The organism is Pseudomonas protegens, assembly GCF_003732485.1.
Classification (GTDB): domain Bacteria; phylum Pseudomonadota; class Gammaproteobacteria; order Pseudomonadales; family Pseudomonadaceae; genus Aquipseudomonas; species Aquipseudomonas protegens_B.
This window is the reverse complement of record NZ_MOAK01000086.1, coordinates 207,532-216,634: the sequence shown is the minus strand read 5'-3', so window position 1 is coordinate 216,634 and position 9,103 is coordinate 207,532. Positions and strand designations below refer to the sequence as shown.

Genomic DNA, 9,103 nt, shown 5'->3' with positions numbered 1-9,103 from the left:
CCCCCCGGCCGCCACTGCGTTGCAGGATGCGGCTGGCGGTCTGGGCACACAAAGGTTGCGGCAAGCGTTGCAGCAATTGCTCGATATCGCTCTGGCTGAAGGCCAGGGCGCTGCCGTCCAGTTCGTAGAGCTGGTCGTCCAGCAGCAGTCGTGGCCAGTTGCATTGGGGGCGGCGGCGACTGCCGATCCACCAGGTGAGCAAGGGATTGTCGATGCTCAGCAGGCGGTCCAGCAGCCCGTCCAGGTCCGCCGCCGGCAGACGGCAATAGTCATCGATGCACAGCCAGGCCGGGCTGGACAGATGGGCCAGGTGCTGCAGCAGCGCGCTCGGATCGGCATCGACCTGCCCCAACGCCGCGGCCAGGGCACGACACAAGTCTTCAGGACTCTGGTGCGCACCGCCCAGGGGCAACCAGATCACCCGGCACGAAACCGGGGCCTGTTGCAGGCATTCGCTGAGCAGGGCGGTCTTGCCACTGCCGGCGGGGGCACACAGCAACTTGACCCGTGCACTGGAGGCCAGCAAAGGGGTACTCAAATGGCAGCGTGGAAAATGATGGGAAGACAAACGGGGCATGAACCCGGGACGCTCTGGACAACGAGTCATGGCGGTCATTGCTGCGTGCCTTTTTTATAGTTTTAGCCAGCGTGCCCCCACCCTAGCCCCGACCTCCCGAGCTGTTGAAGAAGTATTCAGCGGGCTGATCCCCTGCCATAAAAAAAGGCGACCGGGCGGTCGCCTTTCCAGCGCGTGCGTCACCCAGCGCCTAGCGCACCCCGCTGGCACGCAACGCGGCCGGCGTGTAGTCGGCAGCCTTGGCGGCAAAGCCGAACTCCAGGCTGTGCTTTTCCTCGTTCTTCATGCCCAGGGCCAGGTAGCGCCCGGCGTTGAGGTCATACAGGGCTTCCAGGGTGTAGGCCGGAACCTGATGGTCGTAGTAGTACTGCGCGTGCCCTTCGGCCACTCGCCACAGTTGGCCACGACCGTCGTAATGATCCACCAGCGCCACCTGCCAGCTGTCCTCGTCGATGTACATGTGGCGGGTAGCATAGATATGCCGCTGGTTGGGCTTGACCGTGCCCACCACTTCCCAGACCCGGTGCAGTTCGTAGCGGGTCAGGTCCTGGTTGATGTGCCCGGCCTTGATGATGTCGTCGTACTTGAGGCTCGGGGAGTCCAGCTTGTAGCTGTTGTAGGGGATGTACATCTCCTTCTTGCCCACCAGTTTCCAGTCGTAACGATCAGGCGCCCCGGAGAACATGTCGAAGTTGTCCGAAGTCCGCAGCCCGTCCGCCGCGGTCCCCGGACCGTCGTAGGCCACTTGCGGGGCGCGGCGCACACGGCGCTGCCCGGCGTTGTAGATCCAGGCCGAGCGGGGCTCCTTGACCTGATCCAAGGTTTCATGGACCAGCAGCACGTTGCCCGCCAGCCGCGCCGGAGCGGTCACCGACTGCTTGAAGAAGTTCTGCACGTTGGCCCCCTTGGCCGGGTCCAGGTCGGGGATCAGTTGGGGCGCCGCCACTTCCTCCTCAAAGCGGATCGAGGTGTAGCTGCCGTTGGTCTGAGGGGTCGCCTGGGTGATGATGCGTTTCTGGTTGCCGCCGTGATAGCGGGTCAGGTGGTTCCACAGCACCTCGATGCCGTTCTTCGGAATCGGGAAAGCGTAATAGCGGTTGCCCGTGAAGTTGGCCAGCCCGTTACCGTCGTTGGTGGTGGTCACGTTCAGCGCGCTGCGCTTGGCCGATTCGTAGATTTCCGGTGGCAGGCCGACGCTGCGATGGGTGGGATAGACCGGAATCCGGTAGCTGTCCGGATAACGCTTGAACATCGCCAGCTGACCTTCGGAAAGCTTGCCCTTGTACTTGTCCGCAGTGGCCGCGGTGATGATGAACAGCGGTTTTTCATTGGCGAAGGGATCGGCGAGAAAGCCCTTGCTGTCCACCGCTCCGGCGTTCTTCGGGATGCCGCCGGTCCAGGCCGGAATCGAGCCATCGGCGTTGCCGGCCTTCTCCGCCCCCACGGGAGTCAGGCTGGTGCCCAGCTTGGCGGCTTCTTCCGGACTCACTGCGGCCATCAGGTTGGCCGCCCACAGGCCCAGTGCCAGGGCGCTGCATTGCAGAATCATCTTGCGCATTCAAGTGCTCCTTCTTGAGCCGATTCAGAAGTTCACGCCAAAGCTCAACGCGAGGAAATCCCGGTCGGTCAGGGTGTTGTAGCGCCCGCCAAAGAAGTCGGTGTAGCTGAGGCTGGCGGTGTAGGTGTTGCGGTAATCGGCATCGACGCCAACGCTGAGGGCCTTGGCACCCTGGTTGAACAAGCCGTTGGGGCCATAGCCGTTGACGTCATGGGACCAGGACAGGTTGGGCTTGAAGTTGATCCCGCCGATCACGTTGCTGTAGTCGAGGATGGCCCGGGCGCGATAGCCCCAGGAGGTGGCGGTGACGAAGCCGTCGGTGTCGCCGCCATAGCCGTACTGACCGTAGACCGAGTCGCGGCCGTAGTGCAGCTTGCTTTTGTCCTCCAGGCCACCGACCCGGACGATCGCCGCTTCGCCCACCAGGGTCAGGCGATCGGCCCCCAGCACCTGATCGAAGAACTGGGTCATGGAGCTCTGGATCTGGGTGATTTCCTTGCGCCGGTAGCCGGTGTTGTCGGCGCCCATGGCGGTCTTGATCGGCGACGCCGCGCCTCCGGCGATGGGGTTGAGCAGGGCCAGGGTCAGGTCGTTGGTGTTGATCTGCACCGGGGCGTTGGGCCGGTAGCTGATCTCGCCGGTCCAGGCCGTGCCCGTGGGCAAGGTGGTGGAGAAGCTGGCGCCATACAGGCGGATGTCCTCCGGGTATTCGAGGTAGTACTGGCCACGGCCGAGCATCACGCTTTGCACCAGGCTGGCCCCCGCGCCGGGAACAGTAGGAGCGGCCGCGGCTCCCGCAGCACCGATAGCCCCCAAGGTGGCCGGGCTGATGTTGGCCGTGATGGTACTCACCACCGGGCTGCGCGCGTGGTAGTTCATGAAGTACAGGCCGTACTCGGTGTCGTCGCCGAGCCAGCGCAGGGCCGCGCCCCACTGCCCGGAGTCCCGGGCGTCGCGGTCACCGCCGCGGGGCAGGATCACCCCCTCGCGGGTTACCTGAAAGCCCTGGCCGAAGGCCGCTGCCACCGGTTGCAACGGTGCGATCGCCGGGCTGCCGACGGTGTAGCCGGTGGTACAGCCATCGGCCACCACATCGTTGCCGAAGAAGGTGCCGCAGTTGTCCACCACGGTCTGGTCCCACTCCAACTGATAGAAGCCTTCCACGGTCAACTGGTTGGTCAGGCCCTGGGAAGCGAACAGCATGTTCACCGGCACCAGACCTTCCTTGATCTCGGCCCCGGGGCGACGAAAGGCCGAGACGTCCACCGGGTTGATGCTGTTGATGGAGTTGCCGATGAAGGTGCTTTCGCCCCAGCTCACCACCTGCTTGCCGGCGCGCACGGTACCCGGCAGGTTGGCAATGGAATAGTTGTGGTAGACGAAGGCGTCGAGAATCTGCGCACCCGAGGACTTGGCGCCTTCCTTGCGGTTGTGGTCGCTGATGGGCTTGAACTCGCGGTCTTCGTCCTTGAGTTCGAAGTCGTACCAGTACTTGCCGCGAACGAAGACGCCGGTGTCGCCGTACTTGAGCTCAAGGTCGTGCAGGCCCTTGAAGATCTTCGAGAAGGTCTCGCCCTTCTTGAAGTTCAAGCGGCCATCGTCGCCGGTGGAAGATTGCGCGGTGCCACCGTTGACCGTACCGACAAACGCCCGGTCGGCATCGCGCATGCCCCAACTGGCGCCTACGGACAACGACGAGTCGAACTGCCCTTCAATTTCCCCGATGTTGAACGAAACCGCCTGCGCCTGCGCGCTGCAGCCCAGCGCTACCGCGACAGCCAGCGCCTGCGGTTTGAAGATGGCGCGCATTGTTATTCTTGTCATGCGTCTTCCCCGGTGAGTGACAGAAGGCCTCACCCTACTGCCGGGTACCACGGCCGATAAGCGCACCAAGGAGGTATTCGAGTTGTCGCCCGAAAGAATGAGTGCCCTTGCCATGGGGGCCGCTCAAAGACAATCCACGGGCCGGATACGGGTTCATCAAGTGGATTGATACAGGTGCTGCGCCACCTCAGGACTGTTGCTCAAGCTGTAACAGTCCTTGTCCTGAATCGCTATTTTTCCAGGGCACGCCTGGGCTTATTCTTGCCTCGCAGTCACGGCAAACAGCACCAGGCCACTGCCGCACAAAGAGGCCGGTGCCCGTGTTCCGAAACAGATTTCCAGCTGGCTTGAAGGGCTTCAGTTCAGGTCGCTACTCCAGGTTCACCGACGTTGATTTTGTAGCTCCTTGATCTAACGTCTTACTTTGGCCGCTGCTCTTGCAGCGGCCTTTTTTATGCCTGGAACATAAAAACCAAATTGCACTTACAGGCCGTCGTCATCACTTTCATCGTAATGAAACTTGTGCAGCAAGCGGTGCGCCACCGGTGACAGGATCAAGCCCAGGGTGGCGGCAAAAACCAGATTGGTATAAAGCCCGTACGTGGCAAAAAACAGTTTGCCGCCCGGGGTTTGCGGCATGTTGATGGGCCCGATGCCGCCAAGGATCATGGCCGCGTCATACAGGGCGTCGTGAAAGGAAATGTCCCGTTCGAAGTACAGCAGGCCGCTGATACCCATCAGAACCGAAAAGGTGATCAGGGCCAGAACCACCAGGCCGTGAACACATAACCGGCGGATAAACAGCAGTCTCGACAATACCGGCTGGTCCTTTGACTCGTACATATCAAGCGCTCCTTGTTCGTTCGGTTACCGTCGAGCATAGAGACGAACGCTGCAGGAGTACAACCGCCGGGATTCAAGGTCCGATGCGTCATTGAATGGCTATTTTCAAGCCTGGAAAGACCGCCCGGTGATCAGCGACGCAGGGCGCCGACCACCGAACCGCAAGACATCCCTGGATGGGATGTCAGAGGGCGTACTTTTGCAGATTCTGCATCATCTCTTTCAGGGCTTCGATGTTGTCCTTGGGATGGGACGCCCCCTCGAAATCGCAGATCTGCTGCCAGTGGGTCGCCACATCTTCCGGTGAGAATCCCTGGCGCGGATCGAAGCCGGCGCCCAGGCTGCGCTCCCAGCGCACCTTGCCGATCCAGCCGCCGCCCACTTCGAACAGACCGGAGGTTTCCTCGCACTGCTCGCTACCCAGGTACACCACCAGCGGGCTCACCAGCTCCGGCTTGAGCTGCTCGAACACTTGGGGCGGAATCAGGCCTTCGGTCATGCGCGTACCACCGGTAGGGGCGATGGCGTTGACCAGGATATTGTTCTTGCGTCCCTCGAGCGCCAGGGTCCGGGTCAGGCCATACAGGCCCAGCTTGGCCATGCCGTAGTTGGACTGGCCGAAGTTGCCGTAGATGCCCGAGGTGGAGGCGGTGAAAATCACCCGTCCATACGCCTGGTCCCGCAGATGCGGCCAGGCGGCACGAGTGACCTTGTAGGCCCCTTCGACATGCACCCGGTACACCAGGTCCCAATCGGTGTCCTCCATCTTGTGGAAGGTCTTGTCCCGCAGGATGCCGGCGTTATTGACCACCACATCGACCCGGCCAAACACATCCAGGGCGTTCTGCACGATCTTTTCGCCATCGGTCACCGAGTCATGGTTGGCCTCGGCGATGCCCCCGGCCTCCCGGATCTGCGCCACCACCCGATCCGCGGCCGAGGCGCTGGCGCCCTCGCCCTGGGCCGAGCCTCCCAGGTCGTTGACCAGCACCTTGGCCCCATGTTTGGCGAACAGCAACGCATGGGCCCGCCCCAAGCCTCCGCCGGCTCCGGTGATGATCACCACTTTGTCTTCCAAGCGCACAGATTCACTCATACCGAACTCCAGCAGGGCCAATGGACAATTCTTCGAGTGTCAGGCAGCCGGCCGGCGGTCACAATAAAAACGTCCGGGCCTGAATGGTGCCCAATAAGACAGCGGGATAATCGCCCCGTCCGCTCAAGACCGGGCCCCTGCCTTGGGCCACACAGTGGCCCTGGCGCTCAGGAGCCTACCGCCTGGCGTGGTGGCGTGAGCAACCTATCGCGAAACCCCAGGTAATGCTTGAGCACCGGCAACGGTGCCTCGATCTGTGGGTAATGGCCGATCCCCGGCAACAGCACCGTGTCCGGCTCGGCGATCAACTGGCGATAGCGCTCCACCATGTGCGCCCCGGAAATCGGGTCCTGGGCGCCATCGATCACCCGCAGCGGCACCTCGCCGCGTTGCATGGCGCCGACCCAACGCTCGCGCTGGGCCCGCCGCTCGGGGATGTAAGCGATCAACTTGTGCAGGATGCGCGGCCCGTTGTTGCTTTGCACCAGGCTCCAGAAGTCATCCAGGACCGACTCGCTGGGGCGCGTCTGGGGGCCGAAGATCTGTCGGAAACTGTTCGCCAGCCCCTGGCGGCTGAACGCCCGCCCGAGCATCCAGCCCACAGGGCTGAGCAACAGCTTCTGGGTCAGCACCGGGCGATGGGTTTCCGGAAACAGACCGCCGTTGAGGAACACGCAGCTGGCGATCTCGATCCGTTCCTCGTAATGCCGGGCCAGCAGTTCCTGGGCGACGCTGTCGCCATAGTCATGGGCCAGCAGGTGCAGCGGCTCCTGGATCCGCAAATGGGCCAGCAGCGCCTGCTGCAAGTCCGCCTGCTCCAGCAGGCTGTACTCGTGGTCCAGGGGCTTGGCCGAATCGCCGAAGCCGAGCATGTCGCAGGCGATCACCTGATAGCGCCGCGCCAGGGGTTGCCACAGGTAATGCCAGTCCCAGCTGGCCGTGGGAAACCCATGGATCAACAGCAGCGGTTCACCCTGCCCCGCCACCCAGTAACGAATGTGCTGGCCGCGAAACACAAAGTCCTTGCCGTGCTTGCGCCAGACACAAAGAGGAATCTCGGCGATAGGCATCAGACTTTATAACCCGGGTCGAGTTGATCGAGTTTGCGCAACAGGGCCGGCCAGGCCAGTACGCCCCCCATGCCCTGGGCACTGCGGGTGACCCCGGCGATCATCGCCTTGGCCCCGGCCAGGATCGATGCGGGAATGCTGATCAGCTCGGCACCGCCATTGTGCGCCAGCACCTGGATCTCGCAGGCACGCTGGAAGGTGAACATCATCAGGAAGGTGTCGGCGATGCTGGCGCCGCAGGTCAGCAAGCCATGGTTGTGCAGCAGCAGAAAGCTGTTGTCCCCCAGGTCGGCCTGCAGCCGCTCTTTCTCCTCGGGGTTCAGGGCCACGCCTTCATAAGGGTGATGGCCCAGGCTCGACAGCACGAACAGCGATTGCTGGCTGATGGGCAACACGCCCTGCTTCTGCGCCGACACCGCAACCCCGGCGGCGGTGTGGGTATGCAACACACAGAGCACATCGTGGCGCACCGCGTGCACGGCACTGTGAATGGTGTAGCCCGCCGGATTGATCTCGTAGGGGCTGTCCATCAGCTTGTTGCCGGCCTGGTCGACCTTCACCAGGCTCGAGGCGGTGATCTCGTGGAACATCATGCCGAACGGGTTGATCAGGAAGTCTTCGGTACCCGGCACCTTGGCGGAGATGTGGGTGAAGATCAGGTCGTCCCAGCCATGCATGGCCACCAGGCGGTAGCAGGCGGCCAGATCCAGGCGGGTTTGCCACTCGAGGGCACTGACTTGGTTTTTTACACTCGGTGTCGATTGAACGGGGGCTAGGCTCACGGCAAGGACCTCGGTGATGGTTCTTATTGGATGAGAGAACCCTCAGAGTCTAGACAGCCCACGCCAGCTGCGGAGTTGCATTGGCAGCCAGCTTGATGACCGAGCGGGTCAGCCTGCAAACAGGCTCTGGCCCGCGGCTTTGACGTCAAAGCACCGACGCCAGTAAAGGAGCGGCGAAGAGGTTCAGCAACCCGGTCAGGACCATCACCAGACCAGCCACCGAGCCCTCTTCCCCCCCGACTTCATGGGCTCGACTGACTCCGGCTCCGTGGGCGCCGACGCCAAACAGCGCGCCCCGGGCCAGGGCACTGCGCAGGGGCAGCCAGCGCAGCAGCACACCACCGAGCATGGCGCCAAACACTCCGGTGAACATTACGAATACCGCGGTCAGCTCGGGCACGCCGCCCAGGTCGTGAGCCAGGGGCATGGCGAACGGGGTGGTAATGGAGCGTGGCACCAGGGACAGGGTCACCGAGCTGTCCAGGGCCAGGGCCTTGGCCAGGCCGAAGGAGCTGCCGATGGACGCGGCGCTGCCCGCCAGCATGCCCAGCAACAGGGCCGACCAGTGGCGCATCAGCAACTGCCGCTGCTGCCAGATGGGAATGGCGAAGGCCACGGTCACCGGCCCCAGCACCAGCATCAGCCAGTGGGTGTTGGCGGCGTATTCGGCATAGGCGGTGTGCAGCGGCACGGCGACCGCCAGCAGCAGGGCCGGCACCAGGATCAGCGGCGACAGCAGGTAGCGCCCGGTGCGCCGGTAGATCCAGCGGCTGAACAGGTAGGCGCCCAGGGTCAGGGCCAGCCAGAACACCGGCATGGCTTCAAGCTTCATGGCGCATCTTCCAGCGGCAGACCATTTCCACCGTCAGTGCGGTCACCAGCATCACCAGCAGGGTGCTGATACCGATCACCAGCAGAATCCGCCAGCCGTCCTGACGCAGCAGGCCGCCGTAGTCCAGCAGGCTCATCAGCGCCGGAATGAAGAACAGCAGCATCTCCGCCATCAGCAGGCCAGCACCCAGTTGCAACGCCGCCGGCTTGACCCAGCCCAGGGCGAAGGTCAGCAATAACAATGCAAGGCCGATGACCCCGCCGGGAATCGGCCACGGCAGCCAGGCGGCCAGCTGGCAACCGAGAAAATAAATCGCCAACAGCACCGCCAGTTCACAAATCAGGCGGCCCAGGCGTTTGCAGGTGGAAATGTTCATGATGGTTCAGTCCTCTCAGGGGCCTATTTTATGAAAAGCTCCTGCATCACCGAAGCGAATTGTTAGACTTGAAACCATTCCAATCTGGAATCATCACCATGGATTTCAAACAACTGCGCAGTTTCGTCGAAGTGATCCGCCAGGG

The 9,103-nt window shown here is 62.8% G+C and carries 8 protein-coding genes and 1 pseudogene; all 9 read right to left on the bottom strand.

The window, feature by feature from the left end:
• Window positions 1–616, bottom strand: a pseudogene (locus tag BLX41_RS36470) (AAA family ATPase); the annotation flags it as partial.
• 151 nt (window positions 617–767) lie between these two features.
• Window positions 768–2,135: a DUF1329 domain-containing protein gene (locus tag BLX41_RS27990; protein WP_123727502.1), complete on the bottom strand. Its 1,368-nt coding sequence runs from the start codon at window positions 2,133–2,135 to the stop codon at window positions 768–770.
• A 24-nt stretch (window positions 2,136–2,159) separates the two neighbouring features.
• On the bottom strand, window positions 2,160–3,959 hold the full coding sequence (locus BLX41_RS27985; RefSeq protein WP_123727501.1) for a DUF1302 domain-containing protein: 1,800 nt from the start codon (window positions 3,957–3,959) through the stop codon (window positions 2,160–2,162).
• A gap of 483 nt (window positions 3,960–4,442) precedes the next feature.
• Window positions 4,443–4,802, bottom strand: coding sequence for a hypothetical protein (locus BLX41_RS27980; protein WP_123727500.1), 360 nt, complete (start codon window positions 4,800–4,802; stop codon window positions 4,443–4,445).
• A 184-nt stretch (window positions 4,803–4,986) separates the two neighbouring features.
• The gene (locus tag BLX41_RS27975) at window positions 4,987–5,898 is read right to left on the bottom strand and encodes an SDR family oxidoreductase (RefSeq protein WP_123727798.1); all 912 of its coding nucleotides are present in this window, start codon (window positions 5,896–5,898) and stop codon (window positions 4,987–4,989) included.
• A 167-nt stretch (window positions 5,899–6,065) separates the two neighbouring features.
• Window positions 6,066–6,968, bottom strand: coding sequence for an alpha/beta fold hydrolase (locus BLX41_RS27970; protein WP_123727499.1), 903 nt, complete (start codon window positions 6,966–6,968; stop codon window positions 6,066–6,068).
• Window positions 6,968–7,750, bottom strand: coding sequence for a class II aldolase/adducin family protein (locus BLX41_RS27965; protein WP_123727498.1), 783 nt, complete (start codon window positions 7,748–7,750; stop codon window positions 6,968–6,970). The genes BLX41_RS27970 and BLX41_RS27965 overlap by 1 nt, the downstream gene beginning before the upstream one ends.
• 145 nt (window positions 7,751–7,895) lie before the next feature.
• Window positions 7,896–8,582 (bottom strand): LrgB family protein, encoded by a 687-nt coding sequence (locus tag BLX41_RS27960; protein ID WP_123727497.1) that lies wholly within the window; start codon window positions 8,580–8,582, stop codon window positions 7,896–7,898.
• Window positions 8,572–8,958: a CidA/LrgA family protein gene (locus tag BLX41_RS27955; protein WP_123727496.1), complete on the bottom strand. Its 387-nt coding sequence runs from the start codon at window positions 8,956–8,958 to the stop codon at window positions 8,572–8,574. Before BLX41_RS27955 ends, BLX41_RS27960 begins: the two co-directional genes overlap by 11 nt.
• Between the last annotated feature and the right edge of the window lie 145 nt (window positions 8,959–9,103).

Coding starts and splice junctions, on each gene's coding strand:
- BLX41_RS27960 (WP_123727497.1), bottom strand. CDS start 8,582: ATGAAGCTTGAAGCCATGCCGGTGTTCTGGCTGGCCCTGACCCTGGGC.
- BLX41_RS27970 (WP_123727499.1), bottom strand. CDS start 6,968: ATGCCTATCGCCGAGATTCCTCTTTGTGTCTGGCGCAAGCACGGCAAG.
- BLX41_RS27975 (WP_123727798.1), bottom strand. CDS start 5,898: ATGAGTGAATCTGTGCGCTTGGAAGACAAAGTGGTGATCATCACCGGA.
- BLX41_RS27955 (WP_123727496.1), bottom strand. CDS start 8,958: ATGAACATTTCCACCTGCAAACGCCTGGGCCGCCTGATTTGTGAACTG.
- BLX41_RS27980 (WP_123727500.1), bottom strand. CDS start 4,802: ATGTACGAGTCAAAGGACCAGCCGGTATTGTCGAGACTGCTGTTTATC.
- BLX41_RS27990 (WP_123727502.1), bottom strand. CDS start 2,135: ATGCGCAAGATGATTCTGCAATGCAGCGCCCTGGCACTGGGCCTGTGG.
- BLX41_RS27985 (WP_123727501.1), bottom strand. CDS start 3,959: ATGACAAGAATAACAATGCGCGCCATCTTCAAACCGCAGGCGCTGGCT.